Origin of the sequence: Pseudomonas citri, from assembly GCF_025336485.1 — a bacterium.
Lineage (GTDB): Bacteria > Pseudomonadota > Gammaproteobacteria > Pseudomonadales > Pseudomonadaceae > Aquipseudomonas > Aquipseudomonas citri.
The window spans coordinates 83,737-106,593 of record NZ_JAODAB010000021.1; the positions used below are offsets into that span (position 1 = coordinate 83,737).

20 protein-coding genes are annotated in these 22,857 nt (G+C 58.4%); 16 read left to right on the plus strand and 4 right to left on the minus strand.

Features of this window, described 5'->3' with window-relative positions; all coding sequences use genetic code 11:
- Positions 1-11: 11 nt before the first annotated feature.
- Together N4Q37_RS20725 and N4Q37_RS20730 are read right to left on the minus strand one after the other, a co-directional pair.
- A complete protein-coding gene (locus N4Q37_RS20725; RefSeq protein ID WP_260961451.1) occupies positions 12-947 on the minus strand; it encodes an electron transfer flavoprotein subunit alpha/FixB family protein in 936 nt (311 codons plus the stop codon).
- Complete coding sequence (locus N4Q37_RS20730; RefSeq protein WP_260961452.1) at positions 947-1,696, minus strand: electron transfer flavoprotein subunit beta/FixA family protein; 750 nt, start codon at positions 1,694-1,696, stop codon at positions 947-949. The genes N4Q37_RS20725 and N4Q37_RS20730 overlap by 1 nt, the downstream gene beginning before the upstream one ends.
- A gap of 199 nt (positions 1,697-1,895) precedes the next feature.
- On the opposite strand from N4Q37_RS20730, the gene N4Q37_RS20735 reads away from it, so the two are divergent.
- The 3 genes from N4Q37_RS20735 to N4Q37_RS20745 are packed head-to-tail and all read left to right on the plus strand — an operon-like array spanning position 1,896 to position 5,537.
- Positions 1,896-3,932 (plus strand): NADH:flavin oxidoreductase, encoded by a 2,037-nt coding sequence (locus N4Q37_RS20735; protein WP_260961454.1) that lies wholly within the window; start codon positions 1,896-1,898, stop codon positions 3,930-3,932.
- A gap of 59 nt (positions 3,933-3,991) precedes the next feature.
- Entirely contained in the window at positions 3,992-5,116 is a 1,125-nt protein-coding gene (locus N4Q37_RS20740) for an S-(hydroxymethyl)glutathione dehydrogenase/class III alcohol dehydrogenase (RefSeq protein ID WP_260961456.1), read from the plus strand.
- A 37-nt stretch (positions 5,117-5,153) separates the two neighbouring features.
- A complete protein-coding gene (locus tag N4Q37_RS20745; RefSeq protein WP_260961457.1) occupies positions 5,154-5,537 on the plus strand; it encodes a VOC family protein in 384 nt (127 codons plus the stop codon).
- Between the two features lie 43 nt (positions 5,538-5,580).
- Here N4Q37_RS20745 and N4Q37_RS20750 read toward each other — a convergent pair whose 3' ends face one another.
- A complete protein-coding gene (locus tag N4Q37_RS20750; protein ID WP_260961458.1) occupies positions 5,581-6,366 on the minus strand; it encodes a pyrroline-5-carboxylate reductase family protein in 786 nt (261 codons plus the stop codon).
- Entirely contained in the window at positions 6,363-7,061 is a 699-nt protein-coding gene (locus tag N4Q37_RS20755; RefSeq protein WP_260961459.1) for a TetR/AcrR family transcriptional regulator, read from the minus strand. The genes N4Q37_RS20750 and N4Q37_RS20755 overlap by 4 nt, the downstream gene beginning before the upstream one ends.
- Before the next feature lie 386 nt (positions 7,062-7,447).
- Between N4Q37_RS20755 and choW the strand changes: the two genes are divergently transcribed.
- From choW to N4Q37_RS20820, 13 genes are all read left to right on the plus strand, one after another.
- Positions 7,448-8,296: a choline ABC transporter permease subunit gene (gene choW, locus N4Q37_RS20760; RefSeq protein ID WP_260961460.1), complete on the plus strand. Its 849-nt coding sequence runs from the start codon at positions 7,448-7,450 to the stop codon at positions 8,294-8,296.
- Positions 8,293-9,516, plus strand: a complete 1,224-nt coding sequence (gene choV, locus N4Q37_RS20765; RefSeq protein WP_260961461.1) for a choline ABC transporter ATP-binding protein — start codon at positions 8,293-8,295, stop codon at positions 9,514-9,516. Before choW ends, choV begins: the two co-directional genes overlap by 4 nt.
- Positions 9,517-9,568: 52 nt before the next feature.
- The gene (locus tag N4Q37_RS20770) at positions 9,569-10,498 is read left to right on the plus strand and encodes a LysR substrate-binding domain-containing protein (protein WP_260961462.1); all 930 of its coding nucleotides are present in this window, start codon (positions 9,569-9,571) and stop codon (positions 10,496-10,498) included.
- Between the two features lie 137 nt (positions 10,499-10,635).
- Complete coding sequence (locus N4Q37_RS20775; protein WP_260961463.1) at positions 10,636-11,892, plus strand: aromatic ring-hydroxylating oxygenase subunit alpha; 1,257 nt, start codon at positions 10,636-10,638, stop codon at positions 11,890-11,892.
- 9 nt (positions 11,893-11,901) lie between these two features.
- Positions 11,902-13,035: a hybrid-cluster NAD(P)-dependent oxidoreductase gene (locus N4Q37_RS20780; RefSeq protein WP_260961464.1), complete on the plus strand. Its 1,134-nt coding sequence runs from the start codon at positions 11,902-11,904 to the stop codon at positions 13,033-13,035.
- Between the two features lie 180 nt (positions 13,036-13,215).
- Positions 13,216-14,193 (plus strand): LysR substrate-binding domain-containing protein, encoded by a 978-nt coding sequence (locus N4Q37_RS20785; protein WP_260961465.1) that lies wholly within the window; start codon positions 13,216-13,218, stop codon positions 14,191-14,193.
- Between the two features lie 316 nt (positions 14,194-14,509).
- On the plus strand, positions 14,510-16,006 hold the full coding sequence (locus N4Q37_RS20790; protein ID WP_260961466.1) for an aldehyde dehydrogenase: 1,497 nt from the start codon (positions 14,510-14,512) through the stop codon (positions 16,004-16,006).
- Between the two features lie 4 nt (positions 16,007-16,010).
- On the plus strand, positions 16,011-16,904 hold the full coding sequence (locus tag N4Q37_RS20795; RefSeq protein ID WP_260961468.1) for a dihydrodipicolinate synthase family protein: 894 nt from the start codon (positions 16,011-16,013) through the stop codon (positions 16,902-16,904).
- A gap of 16 nt (positions 16,905-16,920) precedes the next feature.
- The gene (locus N4Q37_RS20800; protein ID WP_260961470.1) at positions 16,921-18,246 is read left to right on the plus strand and encodes an NAD(P)/FAD-dependent oxidoreductase; all 1,326 of its coding nucleotides are present in this window, start codon (positions 16,921-16,923) and stop codon (positions 18,244-18,246) included.
- 112 nt (positions 18,247-18,358) lie between these two features.
- Entirely contained in the window at positions 18,359-19,231 is an 873-nt protein-coding gene (locus N4Q37_RS20805; RefSeq protein WP_260961472.1) for a glycine betaine ABC transporter substrate-binding protein, read from the plus strand.
- Between the two features lie 202 nt (positions 19,232-19,433).
- Positions 19,434-20,315 carry a DMT family transporter gene (locus N4Q37_RS20810; RefSeq protein WP_260961473.1) on the plus strand — a complete coding sequence of 294 codons (882 nt, stop codon included), beginning with the start codon at positions 19,434-19,436 and terminating at the stop codon, positions 20,313-20,315.
- A gap of 124 nt (positions 20,316-20,439) precedes the next feature.
- Positions 20,440-21,543: a mandelate racemase/muconate lactonizing enzyme family protein gene (locus N4Q37_RS20815; RefSeq protein ID WP_260961474.1), complete on the plus strand. Its 1,104-nt coding sequence runs from the start codon at positions 20,440-20,442 to the stop codon at positions 21,541-21,543.
- A 134-nt stretch (positions 21,544-21,677) separates the two neighbouring features.
- Positions 21,678-22,823, plus strand: a complete 1,146-nt coding sequence (locus tag N4Q37_RS20820; protein WP_260961475.1) for an aromatic ring-hydroxylating oxygenase subunit alpha — start codon at positions 21,678-21,680, stop codon at positions 22,821-22,823.
- The last annotated feature ends 34 nt before the right edge of the window (positions 22,824-22,857 follow it).

The window sequence follows — 22,857 nt, forward strand, 5'->3', positions numbered from 1 at the left end:
TCGAGCATCACTTACAACGCCTTTTCCAGTGCCGGCAATGCTTCGAAAAGATCTGCAACCAACATGTAGTCGGCCACTTGGGCAATCGGTGCCTCGGCGTCCTGGTTGATCGCGACGATCACTTTTGAACCGCTCATGCCCGCCAGGTGCTGGATGGCGCCACTGATGCCCGCGGCGATATACAGTTCTGGCGCGACGATTTTGCCGGTCTGCCCGACCTGCAGGTCATTGGGGGCAAACCCGGAATCCACGGCGGCGCGCGATGCACCGACGGCGCCGCCCAGCTTGTCCGCCACACGCTCGACCAGGGCAAAATTCTCCTTGCTCTGCATCCCACGACCACCGGAGACGACGACACGGGCGCTGGACAACTCCGGCCGTGCACTGATCGACAACTGTTCGCTGACGAATCGGGCATTCGTCGCGGGTGTGCCGCCTTCAACCGCCACCACCGCACAGCGAGTCTCGTGGTACGAGGCTTGCTCGAAAGCCGAAGCGCGAACGGTCAGTAATTTGACCGGATCCAGAGACTGCACCGTGGCAATTGCATTACCTGCATAAATCGGCCGTTGGAAAGTATCCGCCGACACCACGCCGGTAACATCGGAAAGCATGCCGACATCCAGGCTCGCCGCCACCCGAGGCAGTACATTGCGGCCCATGCTGCTGGCATCGGTCAGTACATGGGTATAACCGCCGTTCACCCGCGCGGTGACCAGCGGTTGAACGGTCTCCGCCAATGGCTTTTCGAACAGCGAGCCCTGCGCGAGCAGAACCTGATGCACACCTTTCGTCAGCGCGGCCTGTTGCGCAACGGCTGCCGCGTCCACGCCACCGATCACCAGCAGATCGATCTCGCCCCCCAGGTCCTGGGCAGCGGTGACCGCGCTCAAGGTGCCTGCCGTCAGTTGACCTGCCGAGTGCTCGGCGATAACCAGTGTGCGCATCAAATCACCCCCGAAACGTTTTTCAGTTTTTCCACCAGCTCGGTTACCGAACCGACCTTGATCCCGGCCTGACGCACCGCAGGCGGCGCCACCCCCAGCAGCCGGGCGTGGCTCTTCACGCTCGCTCCCAGGCTGTCGGCGGCGATCACTTCAAGCGGCTTTTTCTTGGCTTTCATGATGTTCGGCAAGGAGGCATAGCGCGGTTCATTCAGGCGCAGATCGCAAGTCACCACGGCGGGTATCGAAAGAGCGACAACCTGGCTGCCGCCATCAACCTCGCGCTCGACCAGCCATTGGCCATCGACATGATTGATGACGGACGCAAAGGTGGCCTGACCGCTTCCCGTCAACTGGGCAACCATCTGCCCGGTCTGATTGTTCTCCTGGTCGATCGCCTGCTTGCCGAACAGGATCAGTTGCGGCTGTTCGCTGTCGATGACTTTGCTCAGGTACTTGGCCACGTTGAGTGGTTCGAGCACTTCGTTCGTCTCGACCAGAAGCGCCCGGTCCGCGCCGAGCGCCAGTGCCGTGCGCAACTGTTCCTGCGCGGCAGAGGTGCCCACCGAAACGACCACCACCTCGCTCGCCAGGCCTTTTTCCTTGTGCCGAATCGCCTCTTCCACGGCAATTTCGCAGAAAGGGTTCAAGGCCATCTTCACGCCATTGAGTTCGACATCCGAACCGTCGGCTTTCACCCGCACTTTCACGTTCGGGTCAATGGCGCGCTTCACCGCTACGAGCACCTTCATAGTTTCCTCGCACTCATGGATCGATGCATGGGGTAACGGGTCAGGACGAGCCGCCCCCTGTTTCGAGCGGATCTTATGTCGGGCTTTTTCACCACGCAAGCAAAATGTACACATGCGTTTCAGTAATTGACGACTATGTACATTTGGCATACCGTCACGTCAAACCAAGCCTGATGTTCTGTTCCCGGAGCGCAACACCATGTCCACTGATCCCTTGCTGCAACCCTATAAAATCAAGAACCTGACCCTCAGAAACCGGATCATGACCACCTCCCATGAGCCCGCTTATCCGGTCGACGGCATGCCGAAGGATCTGTACCGGGCCTATCACGTCGAACGGGCCAAGGCCGGTGTAGCGCTGACGATGACCGCAGGTTCCGCCGCCGTTTCCCGCGACAGCCCGCCGGTGTTCAACAACGTGCTGGCGTACAAGGATGAAGTGGTCAAATGGATGAAAGACCTGACTGACGAATGCCATGAGCATGGCGCAGCGGTGATGATCCAGTTGACCCACCTGGGGCGACGTACGCGCTGGGACAAGGCCGACTGGTTGCCGGTCGTCTCGCCTTCCCATCGCCGGGAAGCCTCCCACCGGGCCTTTCCAAAAAAGATGGAAGACTGGGACATCGACCGCATCATCAAGGACTACGTGGACGCCGCCGAACGCATGAAGGCCGCCGGTCTCGATGGCCTGGAATTGCAGGCCTACGGACACCTGATGGACCAGTTCTGGTCGCCCCTGACCAACGAGCTCGACGGCCCTTATGGTGGTCCACTGGAAAACCGGCTGCGCTTCACCTTCGATATCCTGCGCGGCATTCGCCAGCGCTGTGGCGAAGATTTCCTGCTCGGGGTTCGTTATACCGGTGACGAAGACCTGCCCGGTGGCTTTGGCGCCGAAGACGGCATCCAGATCTCCCGCATGCTCAAGGACAGTGGCCTGGTGGACTTCCTCAACGTCGTTCGCGGCCACATCGATACCGATGCCGGCCTCACCGATGTGATTCCGATCCAGGGCATGCGCAATTCCCCGCACCTGGATTTTGCCGGCGAGATCCGCTCGGCCACCGGCTTCCCCACCTTCCATGCCGCCAAGATCCCGGACGTCGCCACCGCACGGCATGCCATCGCCTCCGGCAAAGTGGACATGATCGGCATGACCCGGGCGCACATGACCGACCCGCACATCGTGCGCAAGATCATCGAGAAGCGCGAAGAAGAGATCCGTCCCTGCGTAGGCGCCAACTATTGCCTGGACCGCATCTATCAGGGCGGCGCCGCATACTGCATCCACAACGCCGCCACCGGGCGCGAAACTACCATGCCCCACGAAATCCCCAAGGCTCCGACCAAACGCAAGGTGGTGGTGATCGGCACCGGCCCTGCGGGCCTGGAGGCGGCACGGGTCGCCGGTGAGCGCGGGCATGACGTCACTGTGTTCGAAGTGGCCGACCAGCCCGGCGGGCAAATCCGCTTGACCGCTCAGAGCGAGCGTCGCCGCGAGATGATCAGCATCATCGATTGGCGCATGGCGCAATGCGAACGCCTGGGCGTGAAGTTCCACTTCAACACCTGGGCCGAGGCCGAGACGGTGCTGGCGGAAAATCCGGACGTGGTGATCGTCGCCACCGGCGGCTTGCCCCACACCGAAGTGCTCAAGCACGGCAATGAACTGGTGGTGTCGGCCTGGGACATCATTTCCGGCGACGTAAAGCCCGGCCAGAACGTGCTGATCTTCGACGATGCGGGTGACCACGCGGCGCTACAAGCGGCCGAGGTCATCGCCAACAGCGGCGCGAAACTGGAGATCGTCACGCCGGACCGCTCGTTCGCGCCAGAAGTGATGGCGATGAACCTGGTGCCCTACATGCGCAGCCTGCAGGATCTGAACGTCACCTTCACCGTCACCTATCGCGTCGACTCCGTAGAGAAACGCGACGGGCAATTGGTGGCGAACTTTGGCAGCGATTATGGCCAGGTGCACAAACAGCGGGTGGTCGATCAGGTGGTGATCAACCACGGCACCATTCCCCTCGACGACCTGTACTTCGAGCTGCGTCCCCATTCGCGCAACAACGGCGCGGTTGAACAGCATGATCTGATCGCCGGGAAAACCCAGAACATCGTGACCAACCCTGACGGTCGCTTCCAACTGTTCCGGATCGGCGACGCGGTGTCGGCACGCAATACCCATGCCGCCATCTACGATGCACTGCGCTTGCTCAAAGACATCTGAAGCCATGCCCCTGACGTCAACCGTCAGGGGCAATTTCCACCTTCAACACGAGATTCTCCATGTCAGCACAGACCTTGAAATCCAGGGCTGCCGTCGCGTTCGCCCCGAATGAACCGCTGCAACTGGTCACCATCGACGTGGCAGCGCCCAAAGCCGGCGAAGTACGGGTTCGCATCGTTGCCACCGGCGTCTGCCATACCGACGCCTTTACCCTTTCGGGCAGCGATCCCGAGGGCATTTTCCCCAGCGTGCTGGGGCACGAAGGCGGCGGCATCGTCGAAGCCGTCGGCGAAGGCGTGACCTCGCTGCAAGTCGGCGACCACGTGATCCCGCTCTATACCGCCGAATGCCGCCAGTGCAAATTCTGTCTCTCCGGCAAGACCAACCTCTGCCAGGCCGTCCGGGCCACCCAGGGCAAAGGCCTGATGCCCGACGGCACTTCGCGCTTTTCCTATGAAGGCCAGCCGCTGTTCCACTACATGGGCTGCTCGACATTTTCCGAATACACCGTATTGCCGGAAATTTCCCTGGCGAAGATTCCCAAGGATGCGCCCCTGGAGCAGGTTTGCCTGCTCGGCTGCGGGGTGACCACCGGGATCGGCGCGGTGCTCAACACCGCCAAGGTGGAAGCCGGCGCCAGCGTTGCGGTCTTCGGCCTGGGTGGTATCGGCCTTGCTGCGATCATCGGCGCCAAAATGGCCAATGCCGGACGCATCATTGCCATCGATATCAATCCGGCCAAGCGCGACGTTGCCCTGTCGTTGGGCGCGACGGATTTCATCAATCCCAAGGAATATGACAAGCCGATCCAGGACGTCATCGTCGAACTCACCGACGGCGGCGTGGATTACTCATTCGAGTGCGTCGGCAATGTGCAACTGATGCGCGCAGCGCTGGAATGCTGCCACAAGGGCTGGGGCGAGTCGGTCATCATCGGCGTCGCCGGCGCGGGCCAGGAAATCAGCACCCGCCCCTTCCAGCTGGTCACCGGCCGCGTATGGCGCGGCAGCGCGTTCGGCGGAGTGAAGGGCCGCACCGAGCTGCCCAGCTACGTGGAAAAAGCCGGTCGCGGAGAAATCCCGCTGGAAACCTTCATCACCCACACCATGCCCCTGGAAGAGATCAACGAGGCATTCGAGCTGATGCACACCGGGCAGAGCATTCGTACCGTCATCCATTTCTGATCCAACGATCCATTACTCACACAAGAAGGAAACCACGATGTCCGTTTTTACCCATGTAACCGTTGGCACCAATGACCTGGCAAAAGCCCGTGCGTTCTACGACGCCACCTTGAAAGAGATCGGCCTCAAGCGCGTCGCCGATCTCAATGAAAACGGTTCTATCTGGGGCGTCGACAAGCCTTCGTTTTTCGTCCTCAAACCAGCCAACGGTAGCCCTGCCTGTGTCGGCAACGGCGTGACCGTGAGCTTCGAGGCGCCGAACCGCGCCGCTGTCGATGCATTCCATGCCACGGCACTGGCGAACGGTGGGGTCTGCGAAGGTCTGTCGGGACCACGTGGCTGGGCTGAAAATGCCTATGCCGCCTACGCTCGGGACCTGGATGGGAACAAGCTGGCGGTTTACTGCTTCAAGGCAGAATAATCCGACGCTTACCGAAGCCCCCTTGACCGGGGGCTTCGGCTTTTCAGGTGTGCAACCCTTTGCGGGCAACGGCAGCGCCTGCTTGCAGCGCCTTGCCGATCTGCCCCTCGAAATGCCCTTGGGTCATCACTTGCAGAGCGGCCGCGGTCACCCCCCGATAGGCAACCAGGGCATCGATCATCTGTTGCGCATCGTGATGGGCCAGCAGTTGGCTGCTGTTCACCACCACGTTTTTTGCCGCGAGCTGCGCGATATCGGCAGGTATGCCGGCAGCCATCGCCTGATTGCTCAACGCCGTCATCAGTAGGGCCGGAAACGCAGGACCGGTGCCCGACAGCGCGGAAAGATAGTCGATGAAACTTTCTTCCTGGACCTCAGCCGCAGTCCCCACGGATTCAAACAGGCGCTGCACGAGATCCCTCGTCTGCGCATCCGTCTCGCCCAGGCAAAACCAGGGCGTGAAGGACTGTCCGATTTCCACCGCCGCGTTGGGCATCGCCCGCACGACCCGCGAAGCCGAAGTCTGCGTGGCAATCGCCCGGGCCGTGATCCCGGCCATCAGGGAAATGACCGTCTTGCCGGTCGCATCGATGCCCAGGCTGGCGAAGTGCTCGGGTCGAACCGCAATGACGATGACATCACAGTGCTCCACCAGCGCCTGGTTATCCGTGACCAGGCGAACGCCTTGCTGTGCCAGCGGATGACTGCCCGAGCGGTTGGAGATAATCAGATTGCCGGCAGGCAGCAAGGCCTTCGCCAGCACCGCCTGCGCTATCGCCCCGCCCAACCAGCCCGTTCCACCGATGATGCCCAGCGTCTGGCCGATCATTTTTCAGAGGTTTCTTCGAAAGTGTCGGTCAAGGGCACGAAAACCCCTGGCTCCTTTTCGGCATAACCGAATTTCCCATAGAAACGATCCAGCTCGCGTTGCTTGGGGGCTTTTCCGGTGAAAATGCTCACGTAATGAGGAATACGCTCAAAACGCGTCGTGATCAGCTCACTGGTGTTCATGGTGATATAGCCGATCTGGGTCAGGTAAATCGTTCGGGACCGCGTGTCGGCCCCCTGGTTGTCATAACCAAAACGCTTGAACATGCTCATCAGGGCGTTCATCCGCTGCTCGTCTGCGGCGGCAACCTCCTGGGCCACTTCGCTCGACTGGAGCGCCCAACTGCGTACTGCAAACTCGAATTGGGAGTCGAAGAGTCGTGGGTTCAACCAACACTCGAACACATTCAGGATCGCCTCGGAAATGCTCTCCGCATAGGCTTCACATTGGCCGATCAAACCGCCCGTGTTCGTCTCCCGCCAACGGGACAGCAGGGCGGCCAGCAGTTGTTCGCGGTCCTCGAAGAACCAGTAGAAACTCGTTCGCGACAGAGCGAGGCGCTTGGCCAGCGGCGTGATCCGAACCGCATCGATGCCTGACTCCTTGAGCACATCGTAGGCGGCTTCCAACCACCCTTCCGGCGAACCCCGCCAGCCTGTGTCCTGGGCCTTACGTGCCTTCCCCACCTGGGACATCTCGCTTCACCTTCTGCAAAAACACTGTAGAGAATGTACTCTGCCATATGAACAATGTACACATGCGTACATTTTGTTGACCTTACAGTATAGTTCGCGCATCATGCGCCCCTAGGCAGAGTCTCCCAACCAAGAATAACAACGGGCCGCCCTCATGAAACTTGCAGTACCTCTTTCCGAAAGCCGTTCGACAGCCGACAAGAAAAACAGCGAGAAACCGGCTTTGCGACACGTTCCATCCCTGACTCATTCCCTGCCCGAACTTCGATAGGTCATTGGCATCACCCGACGACAATCAGGTTTTCAAGTACACCGCGTGATGGGGCTGTCCTGTACCCGGGTAGTTGTATTCGCGCGTCATTTCATCCACCAACCGGATCAGTGATATGTGGATTACACAAGAGAAACTTCCGTTGGGCGAACACATTGCCCGCTATGTCGATTGGTTGACTCAACACGGCGCCGGGATATTCGACGCCATATCGCTTGCCCTTTCCGGCGTCATAACGGTCTTCGCCCAGGCCCTGGTCTGGTTCAACCCCCTGGGCTTGATCGCCTTGTTCGCCCTCCTCGCTTACTACATCCAGCGCAAAGTAAGCCTGACCCTCTTTGTCGCCCTTTCATTCCTGCTGATACTTAACCTCGGCTACTGGCAAGAGACCATGGAAACCCTGGCCCAGGTGACATTCGCCACCCTCGTGTGCGTGATCATCGGTGTCCCCCTGGGCATCGTCGCCGCCCATCGCCCCTGGTTCTACGCAACCTTGCGCCCGGTACTCGACCTGATGCAAACCGTGCCCACTTTCGTTTACCTGATCCCGACCCTGACGCTGTTCGGCCTGGGCGTCGTCCCGGGGTTGATCTCCACGGTGGTCTTCGCCATTGCCGCGCCGATCCGCCTGACCTACCTGGGCATCTGTGATGTCCCCGAGGAACTGATGGACGCCGGCAAGGCCTTCGGTTGCTCGCGTCGCCAGCTGTTGGCCCGCATCGAGCTGCCCCACGCCATGCCCAGCATCGCCGCCGGTATCACCCAGTGCATCATGCTGTCGTTGTCCATGGTGGTGATCGCCGCACTGGTGGGCGCCGACGGCCTGGGTAAACCGGTGGTCAACGCACTGAATACCGCCGACATCGCCATGGGCTTCGAAGCCGGCCTGGCAATCGTGCTGCTGGCGATCATTCTCGACCGCATCTGCAAACAACGTGAAACCGTCAAGAGAGGTGACGCATGAGCATCATCCGTTTCGAAGATGTCGACGTCATCTTCTGCGCCCGTCCGAAGCCCGCGCTGGACTTGCTTGACCAAGGCTTCTCCCGCCCGGACATTCTCCAGAAGACCGGCCTGATCGTGGGCGTGGAAAAAGCCAACCTGGAAATAAACAAAGGCGAGATCTGCGTGCTGATGGGCCTGTCAGGCTCCGGCAAATCCAGCCTGCTGCGCTGCATCAACGGCTTGAACACCGTGAGCCGCGGTAAGCTGTTCGTCGAACACGACGGCCGGCAGATCGACATCGCCTCCTGCTCCCCCGCCGAACTGAAGATGATGCGCACCCAGCGCATCGCCATGGTGTTCCAGAAATTCGCCCTGATGCCCTGGCTGACGGTGCGCGAGAACATCAGCTTCGGCCTGGAGATGCAGGGCCGTCCGGAGAGTGAGCGGCGCAAGTTGGTGGACGAGAAACTCGAGCTGGTAGGCCTGACCCAATGGCGCAACAAGAAGCCGGATGAGTTGTCCGGCGGCATGCAGCAGCGCGTCGGCCTGGCCCGCGCCCTGGCGATGGACGCCGACATCCTGCTGATGGACGAACCGTTCTCGGCCCTCGACCCGCTGATCCGCCAGGGCCTTCAGGATGAACTGCTCGATCTGCAGCGCAAACTGCACAAGACCATCGTGTTCGTCAGCCATGACCTGGATGAAGCGCTGAAGCTGGGCACGCGCATTGCCATCATGAAAGACGGCAAGATCATCCAGTACAGCAAGCCCGAAGAGATCGTGCTGAACCCGGCCGACGATTACGTACGTAACTTCGTCGCCCACACCAACCCGCTGAATGTGCTGTGTGCGAAAAGCCTGATGACCCGGCTGGATCAGTGCCTGTACGCCGATGACGAATATTGCCTGGATGCCGTGCAGAATCTGTGGATGAGCGTGGACCCATCCCGGCGCCTGACTCAAATTCGACGTGGCTCCGTGGCAGCGAACATTCAACGTTGGAGTCCCGCAAACAGCATCGACACGCTGCAACGACAAGTCACCGTGGTGCCACCGGATACCACGATGCGAGACGCACTGCAGATTCGCTACGAGACGGGCCACCCGCTCATCGTGCAAGATGATGACCATACGGTCTCTGGCGTCCTGGGCGATGCCGAGCTGTATCGCGCGCTTCTCGGGCAGAACGTCTCGCACCCGGCCCCAACCGCATCGGTCAAAGAGCCTTCGATGGCCTGACCGGGCAGCTACGCTCATTCAATCGTAATTGGCATCAGTTCCGGACCACCCCATGCAACCCAGCGAGATGGACAAGAAAGTCAAAGGCTATCGACGGCTGATACCGTCCATGACGGCGCTATTGGAGTTCGAAGCCGTGGCGCGGCTTGCCAGTTTCACCCTGGCCGCCCAGGAGCTGGGTGTCACCCAGGCGGCCGTCAGCAAGCAGATCAGGTTGTTGGAGGACACCCTGGGAACCAAACTCTTTCATCGACTGCATCGGGCAATCAAACTTACCCGTGAAGGCTATATCCTTCATTCGGTCGTGGCGGAATCCATCCATCGGATGGCAAGCGTATTCGACAAGATCTCCGAAGGCATCGGTGAGCAGGAAATCACCCTTGCCTGCACAGGGGCCTTCTCCAATATGAGGATACTTCCCAGGCTGCTCGCGTTACGCACGCTGCAGCCCGAACTGAAACTGCGCCTGATCACGCCTTCATTGTCTCCGGGGGCATACCGCGACGACGTCGATCTCGCGATCCGCTTCGGCAACGGCAAATGGGAGGATGGAAGCTCCATTTTCCTGTTCGATGAGGAAGTGTTTCCCGTCTGTTCGCCTGCCTGGCTTGCCGCACACCCGGCACCGACGTCACTCGATGAGTTTCCGGAGACGGCGTTGATTGACTCGGATTCGACGCTGGAGGGCTGGATGACCTGGAACAGCTGGTGCCGGGAACTCGGCGATGCGCGCCCCAAGCTCAACTACTCGCTTCGTTGCAGCGCCTACAACGATGCGATCCTGGCCGCCCTACAAGGCTACGGCATCGCCCTCGGTTGGGGGCGCCTGGTGACGCATCTGATCAATGCAGGAGAGCTGGTCAGAATAACGCCCTACACCGTCAAGCCAAAAGACGCCTATTACATGGTCGTTCCCACCGGTCGGGAGCCGGACCCCATTACCCATGCGCTCATCGATTGGTTACGTGACGATAACTTCTAACTCGTTGAAAAGTTTGCCTTACTTGGCATAACCCATAGTTATGCGAGCGTGAAAATAAAGCGCATTGACGGTATTTTTTCGCCTTTCGATACTGTTCCCGCCACCACTACCGACTTTGAAGTTGAGCGAGAATAAGAATGGCCATCGATACCGTGAAAACCCACCGTGAACTTCTCACCGACCGTATACCCGGGCACGGGATGCCGGGCGGCATATTTGGTCGCCAGGATATCTTTGAAACCGACGTCGATATCTTTTTCAGCAAGCATTGGATTCTGGTCGGTGTCACCAGCGATATTCCCGAGCCCGGTGATGTTTCCACAATCGATATCGGCAAGTCGTCCATCCTGTTGGTACGCGATGACGATGAACAGGTGCAGGCGTTTCACAATGTCTGCCGGCATCGCGGTGCGCGCTTGAAGCCGGCGGGCAAGTCGACGGTGGGCATGCTGGTCTGCCCTTATCATCAATGGACCTACGACCTGGATGGCAGCCTGAAACACGCCGCGCACATGGGCCAGGGCTTTGACTCCAAATGCAAAAGCCTGCTGCCTGTGCATACACGTGTCATCGGCACCCATGTTTTCGTTTGTTTGAGCGACGAGCCGCCGCAAGACATCCAGCACCTTGAGCAGGTCATGACGCCGCGTTTCGCTCAATTCGATATCACCCGCTCGAAGATCGCCCACGAATCGGAAATCATCGAGAACGGCAACTGGAAGCTGGTAATCGAAAACAACCGCGAGTGTTATCACTGCGCCGGCACTCACCCTGAACTGACCGCTTCTTTCCTGCCGGAGGATTTTGGCTTCTGCACCGACGGGCTCAGCGAGGACTCACTTCAGGCACTGGACGAATATCACCGCCGCAATGCCGACACCAAGCAGGACTGGGAGAGCGAAGGCTATATCTGCGATGCCATCGAATACCTGGGTGAAGACAGCGTGACTCAGTTCCGCTCCCAGCGCCTGGTCATTGCCGGTAATGGCGAATCCCAGACCCTCGATACCCGCGTGGCGTGCACCCGGTTGTTTGGCGAGCTGACTCGCCGCGACCTCGGCGACGTGCATCTGTGGACGCACAACTCGTGGACCCACGTCATGAGCGACCACGCCGTCATCTCCTACATCATCCCGCTGGCGCCGGATAAAACCCTGGTGCGCACCAAATGGCTGGTCCACGCCGATGCGGTCGAGGGCGTTGATTACCAGTTGGATACGCTGACCGAAGTCTGGGCCGCGACCAACCTGCAAGACGCCAGCCTCGTCGGCATTACCCACAGCGGAACCCAGGACCCGGCCTACACACCCGGACCGTTCTCGGCGTTCACCGAATCCTATGTCGACCAGTTCTCCCGGTGGTATTCCGCGCGTCTGGCCGCCCACGGCGTGTGAGGAATGGACATGACGACTTACGAAACGTTGGCATTGCCTGCGCATACCAGCGCCATTCAACGCTTTACCGACCCGCAGACCTGGGGCGCGTTCGGCGCCCAATGGAACAGCGGTGAACAGAAGACCCTGCAATGTTGCGCCGTGCGCCAGGAAACCCATGACGTCAAAACGTTCATCTTTCGTTGTGCGGACTTCAGCGCGCTGAGTTTCGAACCGGGTCAGTTCATCACGATTTCCCCCGTCATCGGCGGGCAGGTCATTGCTCGCTGTTATACCCTGTCATCCTCCCCCACCCGCCCGTTCGCCTTCTCCATCACGGTCAAGCGCGTACCCGGCGGCACAGTGTCAAACTGGCTGCACGACAACCTCAAGCCGGGTGATCAGCTAGGGGCGTCCGGCCCATCGGGCAGCTTTACTCCGGTGGACCGTCCAGCCACCCGGCTGCTGTACCTGTCCGCCGGTTCCGGTGTGACGCCCCTGATGTCGATGACTCGCGCCGCCGCCGACATGGCCGGCAACCTGGACATCGTCTTCGTGCACAGCGCCCGCACGCCCGCGGACATCATCTTCCACGACGAATTGAACCGCATGCAGGCCGGCATGACCAAGCTGCGGGTCATCAACGTTTGTGAAGGCTCCGGCGATACCGTCGACTGGCAGCAGCCGATCGGTCGACTCGACCTGGCCTTGCTACGCCAGCAAGTGCCGGACTTCATGGACCGGGAAATCTTTACCTGCGGCCCGCAGGGCTACATGGAGGCGATCAAATCGCTGCTCAGGGAAGCGGCTTTCGATTTCGGCCACTACCACCAGGAAAGCTTCGATATCGCCGCACTGCGGGAGGAAACGCCGAGCGAGCCGCCCTCTTCGGTTGATCAACAGGTGTTCACGGTGTCCCTGTCCCGCTCGGGGAAAACCTTCACCATGTCGGGCAGCCAGACCGTGCTGGCGGCGGCCAAAAAAGCCGGCGCAATCGTGCCTTCCTCCTGCAGCCAGGGCGTTTGTGGTACTTGCAAGACCGCGCTGCTCAAAGGCACGGTGGACATGAATCACAACGGCGGCATCCGGCAACGTGAAATCGACAAGGGCCTGCGTTTGCTTTGCTGCAGCAAGCCTACTTCCGATCTGGTGATCGATCTTTAGGCTCTATATGAAAACGTTCATGCTGCGTTGGACGTCCCCCCCCTGCTCACCTCCACCATACATGCCCAGCCTGGCTGGGCAACTCAACGATCTCGTCTGACAATGCTGGTCAAATGTTGTATAGAGACGGGGCGTGAATGAAGAACCAATGTCCTCGAAAGCTACTGATGAGATTTGGTAATGGCTAAAGCGACTGATCCCGATCAAAACCTCATCAAGTTGCCCTCGCTACGCGCGGTCAAAGCGTTTGTCGCGGCTGCCCGCTACCAGAACTTCACCCGGGCCGCGGAAGCCCTGTGTGTTACCCAAGGCGCCATCAGCCGCCAGATTCGCGAGCTGGAAGAGCATCTTGGCACCGAGCTGTTCACCCGGGCCGGACGTGCGGTCGAACTGACGGCGACCGGTTCGATCTTCTTCGATGTGGTCCAGCTGTCCTTCACCAACATTGGCGAAGCCGCCGAGCGCATTCGTAGCAATAGCGACTCAAAGCATGTCGTGACGTTGTGCTGCTCTCATGCATTTGCCAATTTCTGGTTGGCGCCAAGGCTCCCGGATTTCTTCGAGACGTATCCTGAGATCGATCTGAATCTGGTGGTGACCCAGAACTTCCTGTCGATGGAAACCGGTGTCCACCCAGACCTGATCATTTGCAAGCTGAAGAAGAGTCACGACGGTTATCACAGCCAGCCACTGATGTGCGACGTGATTTACCCGGTGTGCACACCGCAATACCTGGAGAAACACCCACAACTCTCATCCCTCGAGCATTTGCCTGACGCAGCGCTGCTCAATCTGAGCCCTTATGGCCGGTCGCAGGTTGCCGAGCACGTTGACTGGCGCATGTGGTTTGCCTGTCACAACATCGACCTCAAGGAGCGCTCCAGCGACACCCCCCATTTCTTCAACGCCAACGATTACAACCTGCTCATCCAGTTGGCCTTGCGTCACCAGGGTGTCGCATTGGGATGGCATTACCTGGTGTCACCCCTGATCAAGGAAGGCCTGCTCGTGCGCCCGGTCCGGGAAGAATTGGTGCATCGGGAGACGCTCCACTATCTCAATTTCAATGAAGACAAGGCCCGCGATCCCAGTTGCTGCAAATTGCGTGACTGGCTGATAGAGCAATTCGCAAGATCCCTGGCGCCTGACCGATCATGAGCCAGGCTCATCAATAGCTGCGCGTAAAAGTCGTTTTCCTGCTTTTCCCTCTCGTTCTATCCTTCACCTCGACGGCTGACATTCGCTCTTAGAGGTGAAGGACAGCATTATGCGAACCAAACTCTGGTTGTCTAATACCGGACAATAACAATAAGTCTCGCATGATGAACTCACAGATCAGATAAGTCCGGCTTCATTGGTTTCGAACTTATTTTTCGACTTTATTTCGGATATTCATCCCTGAAACTACGGGCGGTCTCCGAGTGCCCGTAGCGCACGGTTTCTAATAAAAAAACTATCAACAGGCGAAATAGCGATGACGCAACTTAAGACTTACGAAGAATACCAGGCCATCGCCGGACATCTGGATTTCCCCACAAAAGCGATTATCGGCGGTGAGCAAGTATCTGCTATTTCAGGCGCCACATTTGCAACGGTGAACCCCGCCAACGGTGAAAGCCTGGCGCATGTCGCCGCCTGTTCTGCCCTTGATGTAGATGCCGCGGTAGTTGCCGCGCGCGACGCCTTTAACGACGGTCGTTGGTCAAGACTTCATCCTTCGGCGCGCAAGCACGCCATTCTCAAGTTGGCCGGATTGATCGAAGAACATGCCGTCGAACTGGCGGTCATGGAAAGCCTGGACAGCGGCAAGACCATATTCGATTGCGTGACGGTCGATGTACCGGAAACCCTTAATTGCCTGAGATGGCACGCTGAAGCCATCGACAAGATCTACGATCAGGTTTCACCGGCTTCCGACGCCCACATGGCTTTAGTCGTGCGTGAACCGGCCGGCGTGGTCGGTCTGGTCCTGCCCTGGAACTTCCCATTGTTGATGCTGGCCTGGAAGATCGGGCCGGCGCTGGCGGCTGGCTGCTCGCTGGTCGTGAAGCCTGCCGAGGAGACCTCACTCACCACGTTACGCGTGGCCCAATTGGCCCTCCAGGCCGGTATTCCCGCAGGTGTATTCAACGTCGTCACAGGGGGAGGCGCTGAAGTCGGCGAGCCGATCGGCCGGCATCCAGACATCGATGTCGTGTCGTTCACCGGTTCGACCGACACTGGACGCCGCTTCCTCAAGTATTCATCGGAGAGCAATCTCAAGGAAGTCACCCTGGAGATGGGCGGTAAAAACCCCTGCATCGTGCTCGACGACATCAATGATTTCGAGGGCGTGGCTGCGCACATCGTTAATGGCTCGTTCTGGAACATGGGCGAGAACTGCTCCGCCATTTCCCGCCTCATCGTGCATGAAACGGTGAAGGCACCGTTGCTTGAACAGGTCTACAAGCTGGCCAGCGAGTGGCATGTCGGCGAACCGCTGAACCCGGCCCACAGGATCGGACCGCTGGTCTCCACCGAGCATTTCAAAAAAGTCAGTTCGTACCTGAGCCATGGCGAGAAGGTGCTCTACGGCGGCGAAACCAGCGCTGGCCGCTACGTACACCCGACCATCCTCGAAGTCTCCGGCAATGATGCAAGACCTGCCCGGGAAGAGATCTTTGGCCCGGTGCTCAGTGTCATCACCGTCAGCAGCCTGAAAGAAGCCGTGGCGATCGCCAACGACACCGAGTACGGACTGGCTGCTTCGGTGTTCACCACCAACGCCAAGCGCGCCGTGCGGGTTGCCCGAGCGCTCAGGGCCGGCACAGTCACTGTGAATTCATTCGGCGAAGGCGATATCACCACGCCGTTCGGCGGCTACAAGCAATCCGGTTTTGGGGGCCGCGACAACTCTGTCCATGCCCACGACCAGTACACCCAACTGAAAACCATCTGGCTGGATCTCTCCAGCGACGAAGAAGAGGTTTGATTCAATGTCTGCATTCGCTTTCTCCGGCATCAACCTGGCGATCACCACGCCGTTCACCGCACAAGGCAAGATCGATCACGCCCGTTTCGAGAGCCTGATCGAACGCTATATCGCCGCCGGCGTGAACGGTTTCGTCCTGAGCTCCGGCACTGGCATGCATGTGTACCTGAGCAAGGAGGAGTCCAAGGAACTGGTTGCCGTGGGGGCCAGAGCCATCAGCGGTCGCGCCCGGGTGATTGTGCAGACTTCGGCCTTATTGGCGGACGATGTACTGGAGCGCACTCGCCATGCCGCCGACTGCGGCGCCGACGGGGTCATGGTGCTGCCACCGTTCTTCGAAGGCCCGACCGACGATCAGGGCATCATTGATTTCTACTCCACCGTTTCCGAAGCGGGGCTGCCGATCATTGGCTACAACGTGCCCCAGGCCGTCGGCGTGGAAATCACCCCAACGCTGTTCAAACAGTTGGCCGAGATTCCGAACTTCGTTTCGGTAAAAGACAGCAGCGGTGATCTGGCCGCCCAGGCATCGTTGATCCGCACCGGCCTGCCGACCATGAACGGCGCCGATCCGTTAGTGCCTTATGCGCTCTTCGCCGGTGCCGCCGGCCTGATTTGGGGCGGTGCGAACATGGCGCCAAAAGCCTGTGTCGCCGTGGTGAAGGCTGCCCAGAAGCAGAACTGGAGCCGCGCCCGTGAGATCTGGCGGGCACTGGAGCCGGTCATGTCGCTGATCTGGCAGGGCGACTATGTGCAATCTGTCTACGCCGGAGCGGAACTCGCCGGCTACGGTGCTGGCGAGCCCCGCCGTCCGTTGGCACGCCTGAGCCAGGACAAGATCGGCGCGCTCAAGGCCGCTCTGGAACCTTTGATTGCTTTCGAGTCGGAACTCGCCTGACGGTTGGAGTACGTGCATGTACGTGGCCAAGAAATTCCCAAAAAATGACAGCCTGTCGGCCTGGGTCGCCTTGCTGCCCCGCCGCAGGGCCACGCCGCCACTCAATGGCGCGGTCACGGTGGATGTAGCGGTTATCGGCGCGGGCTTCGCCGGCCTGTCGGCCGCGCGCCGGTTGTCCCAGCTGGATGCCAAGCTAAAGGTGGCAGTGCTGGAAGCCGGTGTGGTGGGCGACGGCGCGACCGGGCGCAATTCAGGGTTCATCATTGACCTGCCCCACGAGGTCAGCTCCGAGGATTTTGGTGACACCTCGACCGAACGTGCCAGACGGGACATCACGCTCTATCGCTCTGCGATCGGCATGGCCACGGACATGGCCCGGGAGTTCGGATGGGGCAAGGAAATTCTGGACCCCTGCGGACGCTACAGCGTCGCCATCAGTAAAAAAGGCGACGCGCATATAGAGACCTACGCCAAACAGCTCAAAGGGCTGGGCGAGCCGCATCAGATCCTTGATGCCAACGGTATCTACGACGTCACCGGGAGCAAGATCTACACCTCGGGCCTGTACATGCCTGGCACGGTCATGGTGCAACCCGCGGCCTACATCCGAGCGGTGGCCGACAGCCTGAAAAGCCCCATCGACCTTTATGAAAACTCTGCCGTGCTGTCATTCGAAAAACAGTCCGGAGGCTGGTTGCTCAAGACCAGAACGGGCTCGGTAACGGCCAAACGCATCATCCTGGCCACCAACGGCCATGCTCAAAGCTTTGGTCTTTTCCCCAACCAGATGCTGCATGTCTTTACTTACGCCTCCATGACGGAGCCGTTCGATCCCTCGCGCCTGACGGGTAAGCGCGACTGGGCCGCGACCCCTGCGCTGCCCATGGGCACCACCGTCAGACGGGTAAGTGGTACCGACGGGGATCGTCTATTGATTCGGTCACGCTACTCCTACCATGCCGGTCTCGAGATCACTGATGGTGACGTACAGAGTGCCGGCCGGGTGCATGACGGCAAGTTCGCCGATCGCTTCCCAGGCCTGTCCGATCTGAAAATGCAATATCGCTGGGGCGGGCCGATGGCCTTGACCTGGAACAGCGTGCCGCTGTTCGGCGAGATCGAACCGGGTCTGTTTTCTGCCTGTGCGTGTAACGGCTTGGGCGCTTCCAAATCCAGCGCCGCCGGCATCGCTGCCGCGGAGGCGGCAATGAGCCAGAAATCCATTCTCGTGGACATTCTTTCCAGCTACGAGGCTGCGAAAAAACTTCCACCGCAGCCTTTCCTGAGTATCGGTGCCAAAGCCGATCTGAAATTGCGCGAATGGCGCGCAGGGAGAGAGTGATACGAAAGCCCATTCATCTGCCTGTTTGCCGAAGTGAATCCAGGCCTCGAAGCAGAGGCTTGCGTTGTACGCACCTACGAGAAAATCAACAATCAAAAGCGAGGGTACACCTATGAGACACAACAACGGGATCGGCGGCTGGCTGTCCGGATTGGCTCTGGCTGTGATCAGCCTTTCTTCCCAGGCCGCAGAGCCGGTGAAGATCGGCTGGGTAAAGTGGGCCGACGCCGAGATCGCCGCCAAACTGGCCAAGGTAGTCCTGGAAAAAGAGGCCAATCAACCGGTAACACTGCAATCGGCAAGCATCGGCATCCATTTCCAGGCGATCGCCAATGGCACCATCGATATCGTGCCGATGGTCTGGCTACCAACCTCTCATGGAGAACTCTGGGCCAATTACAAGGACAAGCTCGATGATCTGGGTGTCGAGTATCAGGGCAAGGTCGGCGTTGCGGTGCCCTCCATCGTGCCCGAGAGCGAAGTCGCCACCATCGACGACCTGAACAAGCCAGGCATGAAAGAAAAATTCGGCGGCATGCTGCTGACGTCCGAGGCCGGCAATGGCCAGTACAAACTGGGACAGCAGGCTATCAAAGACTACAACCTCGACGGCTGGAAGCTGGTTGCCTCCTCCGAAACCGGGATGCTCACCGAGTTGGATCGTCGGCTCAAGCGTAACGAATGGTCGTTGATCAACGCCTGGAGCCCCCACTGGATGTTCGCCAAGTGGCCCCTGCGCTACCTGACCGACACCAAGGGCGTGTATGGCGGTCCTGAGGAAATCCATGTGGTCGCCCGTAAAGGTTTCGCCGAACAGAACCCGAAAGTGGCCAACTTTTTCCGCCACTACAAACTCAAGCAGAACGATCTGGAAAAAATGATGAACGATGCTCGTGAAGCGGGCGGCTCCGATGCGGCGGTCGATAAGGTCGTGCTGGACTACTACGAAGCCAACAAAGCGACCTTTGCGGCGATGCTGCAGTAAGGATATCGACGCCATGCCGCCCGCTGCATAACTGTCGATTGATCCTGGGCCGAGGCGTTCATTGGAAAATGCCACGATCGTTCATGTGCCGAACGCGGCCCAGGAACAATAACGAAACGCGTGAAATGGGCGCGCGTATTCAAAGTGGTATTGGGGTAAACAGCCCTATCCACTCAACATTTTTTCACCGGAGTTGTTACCAATGAATGCAGCGACACAACCATTGACTGAACACGGCACGCGCACGGGAATTCTCCTGATTCTGCTGTCGATGTTTGTGTTCGCTGCACAAGATGGAATCACAAAAACACTCGTTGAAAACCTGCCCATTTCGCAACTTATCATGGTGCGGTACTGGTTTTTCCTGCTATTTGGAGTTTTGTACACATCCCTCAATGGCGGATTGAAAAACTCCATAAAAAGTCAACACCCCACACTACAAATCAGTCGATCAATACTTGGCATTGTCGAAATTACCATTTTTGGACTCGCCTTGAAGTTTCTGGGCTTGGCAGAGACACATGCCATTTACGCTATTTTCCCGTTGATAACCATCGCCATGGCTGGAGTTTTTTTACGGGAAAAAATAACCGGCTTGCAGTTGATCGCCGGCCTGATCGGATTCACTGGCACCCTGATCATTCTGCGCCCAGGCCTGGGCGTCTTCAGCGCGGCAGCTGGCATTCCATTGATCGCGGCCTTGATGTTCGCGAGCTTTTCAATTTTAAGCCGCAAGATTGGCAGCGATGACAGTTTTGGTACCAACATGCTGTATATGGGGTTAGGAGGTGCAATAACCTCCAGCCTCCTGGGTTTACCACAATGGGTGACACCTACCGCAACTCAATCCTTGATGATGATGGTGCTTTCCATGACCGGAATCATCGCGCAGATGTTACTTATACAAGCATTGAAATATGCGCCAGCGGTGACACTACAACCGTTCAACTATTCCCTACTCGTATTCGCATCTCTTATCGGTGTTTTCTGGTTCCAGGAAAAGGTCGACTTGTTCTTAGTAGCAGGTGCCGCATTGGTAGTGGCCGGCGGATTATTATCTTTCAAAATGACTGGCAAACCGTAGAGGCAAATGGAACATCACACTCAGCGGAGCAAGGCGTTAAGGCTTTGAGAGCAGAAGCGGATGTTTCCTTGCGCACACCGTACAAATATAACTTAGCGCTCGCTAATCTAGGGACTGGTAAGAAATGAAGATCCGCGAAATTCACATCTACGCTCATGATTTGCCAGTAAAAAATCCACCTCGTGTCATGTCCAGCGGCACTGTCTGGTCGCTGGATACTACATTGGTCCGCATCGTGTCCGAATGCGGCCTGGAAGGATGGGGTGAAACATGCCCTGTTGGTTCTACCTATGCTGAGGCCCATGCCAAAGGTGCTCGTGCGGCCCTCGAAGAGATGGCTCCTGGTCTGATTGGAGCGGAACTCTGGCCTGTAGCATTGCACCGTAGAATGGACTCGTTGCTCAACGGCCACCATTATGCAAAAGCCGCCATCGATATCGCCGCCCACGACCTGATCGGCAAAAAACTGGGTGTACGTGTTGCCGATCTTCTGGGCGGCGTAACCACTGAAAGCGTGCCGACCTATTACTCTACCGGCGTTGGCGAACCAGACGAAATTGCCCGTATCGCCAAGGAACGCCTGAGTGAGGGCTATCCTCGCATTCAGATCAAGCTGGGCGGTCGCAGCGTAGATGCAGATATCGCCACGCTGCGCAAAGTCTGGGAAGTGATTCGTGGATCTGGCATGCGCCTGGCGGCAGATGGCAATCGCGGCTGGAACACCCGGGACGCCATTCGCCTGAGCCGGGAATGCACGGATATTCCGTTCGTGCTGGAACAACCCTGCAACACCATTGAAGAACTGACCGTCCTTCGAGAAGTGATTCAACACCCGATCTACATGGACGAAAACGGCGTCAATCTCAGCACCGTGATCACCGCCGCCGGAACAGGTCTCGTTGATGGTTTCGGCATGAAAGTCACCCGGATCGGCGGCCTCCACCAGATGCGTACCTTCCGCGACATCTGCGCCGCCCGGAATCTGCCACACACAAGCGACGACGCCTGGGGTGGCGACATCATTGCGGCAGCTTGCGTCCACTTGGGCGCAACCGTGCGCCCGGACCTGAACGAAGGTGCATGGATTGCAGCCCCTTATATTGAAGGTCATTACGACGAAAAGGCCGGCGTTCGCATTGAGGGTGGTCATATCGCCCTTCCCCAAGGTCCCGGCCTGGGAATCGTCCCGGATAAAGAGCAGTTCGGCTCTCCGGTAGCAAGTTTCTGAGTAGCTGATGATGACGTCTAGTCATCAATACATTTCAGAAAAAATCGATTTTTTCACGGACAAGCCGTCTCTAGACTAAATCCAAGCTGCACATTGCAAATGCAATAAGCTTCGTTTCAGGAGTCAAACAAGAAATGCGCAAGTACACCGATGTATTAGACTTGATCAAGCAACGGCAACCACAATATGGCCTGCCTGGCGCAGCCTATAAAGATCCGGAGTTGTACCAACAAGATCTGGAGCAGATTTGGTACAAGGAGTGGATTTTCGCCGGTCACACCTTTGAGCTTGAAAAGCCAGGTCAGTACTTGACCCTTCAGATTGGCGAATATCCAGTCGCTGTCGTGCGAGGCAAAGATGGGGAAATTCGCGCCTTCCACAACGCTTGCCGTCACCGTGGTTCCAAAGTTTGTACCGAGGCTAAAGGTAAAGTGGCGAAGTTGGTATGCCCTTACCACAAGTGGACGTTCGACCTGGACGGAAAACTGCTCTTCGCCGGCAATATGGGCACTGAATTCAACCCAGGCGAACACAACCTCTCTCCCGTTCATTGCGAGATCGTGCACAGCTACATCTACGTCTGCGTAGCCAAGACGGCTCCAGACTTCGAAAAATTCCGCAGCGCCGTTTCCCCCTTTATCGGCCCGCACTACCTGGAAGACTGCAAAGTTGCCTTTGAGGCCAATTTGACAGAAAAAGGTAACTGGAAACTGGTGTTTGAAAACAACCGCGAATGCTACCACTGTGACGGCACTCACCCCGAGCTGTTGAGCTCCTACACCGAGCTGGCATCCGTCCAAGGCGTCGGCGCCGAAGACCCTGTACTTGCAGAGCACTGTGATACCTGCGAGGCAGCGGGGCTTGCAAGCCGCATGGTGATGGATCCTGACGGCCAGTTCCGGATGACTCGGATCCCCCTCAATCCAGGAGCCAGCAGCTACACAATGGATGGCCAACCGGCGGTCTCTCGTCGCCTGGATCGCAGCGGTGTCGGGAACATCGGCGCGTTGCTCTATTTCAATTACCCGTCCACCTGGAACCATTTCCTGGGCGACCATGCGTTGAGCTTCCGCGTACTGCCGGTTGGCCCGGGTGAAACAGTCGTGACGACGAAGTGGCTCGTTCCCAAAGAGGCGCAAGAAGGTATTGATTACGATATTGATCGTCTAACCAAAGTCTGGATGGCGACCAATGATCAGGATCGCCGCCTCGTCGAAGGTGCCCAACTTGGTGTTACCCCCCGGTGTCAGGATAGTTGTCGCCTCTCCAGATTCACCTGAAAACAATCCCTGGGGGCGGAAAGAGAGTCGATGT

Excerpts from the sequence above, each read along its gene's own strand:
- N4Q37_RS20725 (WP_260961451.1), bottom strand. The coding sequence starts at position 947 with ATGCGCACACTGGTTATCGCCGAGCACTCGGCAGGTCAACTGACGGCA.
- N4Q37_RS20730 (WP_260961452.1), bottom strand. The coding sequence starts at position 1,696 with ATGAAGGTGCTCGTAGCGGTGAAGCGCGCCATTGACCCGAACGTGAAA.
- N4Q37_RS20735 (WP_260961454.1), top strand. The coding sequence starts at position 1,896 with ATGTCCACTGATCCCTTGCTGCAACCCTATAAAATCAAGAACCTGACC.
- N4Q37_RS20740 (WP_260961456.1), top strand. The coding sequence starts at position 3,992 with ATGTCAGCACAGACCTTGAAATCCAGGGCTGCCGTCGCGTTCGCCCCG.
- N4Q37_RS20745 (WP_260961457.1), top strand. The coding sequence starts at position 5,154 with ATGTCCGTTTTTACCCATGTAACCGTTGGCACCAATGACCTGGCAAAA.
- N4Q37_RS20750 (WP_260961458.1), bottom strand. The coding sequence starts at position 6,366 with ATGATCGGCCAGACGCTGGGCATCATCGGTGGAACGGGCTGGTTGGGC.
- N4Q37_RS20755 (WP_260961459.1), bottom strand. The coding sequence starts at position 7,061 with ATGTCCCAGGTGGGGAAGGCACGTAAGGCCCAGGACACAGGCTGGCGG.
- choW (WP_260961460.1), top strand. The coding sequence starts at position 7,448 with ATGTGGATTACACAAGAGAAACTTCCGTTGGGCGAACACATTGCCCGC.
- choV (WP_260961461.1), top strand. The coding sequence starts at position 8,293 with ATGAGCATCATCCGTTTCGAAGATGTCGACGTCATCTTCTGCGCCCGT.
- N4Q37_RS20770 (WP_260961462.1), top strand. The coding sequence starts at position 9,569 with ATGCAACCCAGCGAGATGGACAAGAAAGTCAAAGGCTATCGACGGCTG.
- N4Q37_RS20775 (WP_260961463.1), top strand. The coding sequence starts at position 10,636 with ATGGCCATCGATACCGTGAAAACCCACCGTGAACTTCTCACCGACCGT.
- N4Q37_RS20780 (WP_260961464.1), top strand. The coding sequence starts at position 11,902 with ATGACGACTTACGAAACGTTGGCATTGCCTGCGCATACCAGCGCCATT.
- N4Q37_RS20785 (WP_260961465.1), top strand. The coding sequence starts at position 13,216 with ATGGCTAAAGCGACTGATCCCGATCAAAACCTCATCAAGTTGCCCTCG.
- N4Q37_RS20790 (WP_260961466.1), top strand. The coding sequence starts at position 14,510 with ATGACGCAACTTAAGACTTACGAAGAATACCAGGCCATCGCCGGACAT.
- N4Q37_RS20795 (WP_260961468.1), top strand. The coding sequence starts at position 16,011 with ATGTCTGCATTCGCTTTCTCCGGCATCAACCTGGCGATCACCACGCCG.
- N4Q37_RS20800 (WP_260961470.1), top strand. The coding sequence starts at position 16,921 with ATGTACGTGGCCAAGAAATTCCCAAAAAATGACAGCCTGTCGGCCTGG.
- N4Q37_RS20805 (WP_260961472.1), top strand. The coding sequence starts at position 18,359 with ATGAGACACAACAACGGGATCGGCGGCTGGCTGTCCGGATTGGCTCTG.
- N4Q37_RS20810 (WP_260961473.1), top strand. The coding sequence starts at position 19,434 with ATGAATGCAGCGACACAACCATTGACTGAACACGGCACGCGCACGGGA.
- N4Q37_RS20815 (WP_260961474.1), top strand. The coding sequence starts at position 20,440 with ATGAAGATCCGCGAAATTCACATCTACGCTCATGATTTGCCAGTAAAA.
- N4Q37_RS20820 (WP_260961475.1), top strand. The coding sequence starts at position 21,678 with ATGCGCAAGTACACCGATGTATTAGACTTGATCAAGCAACGGCAACCA.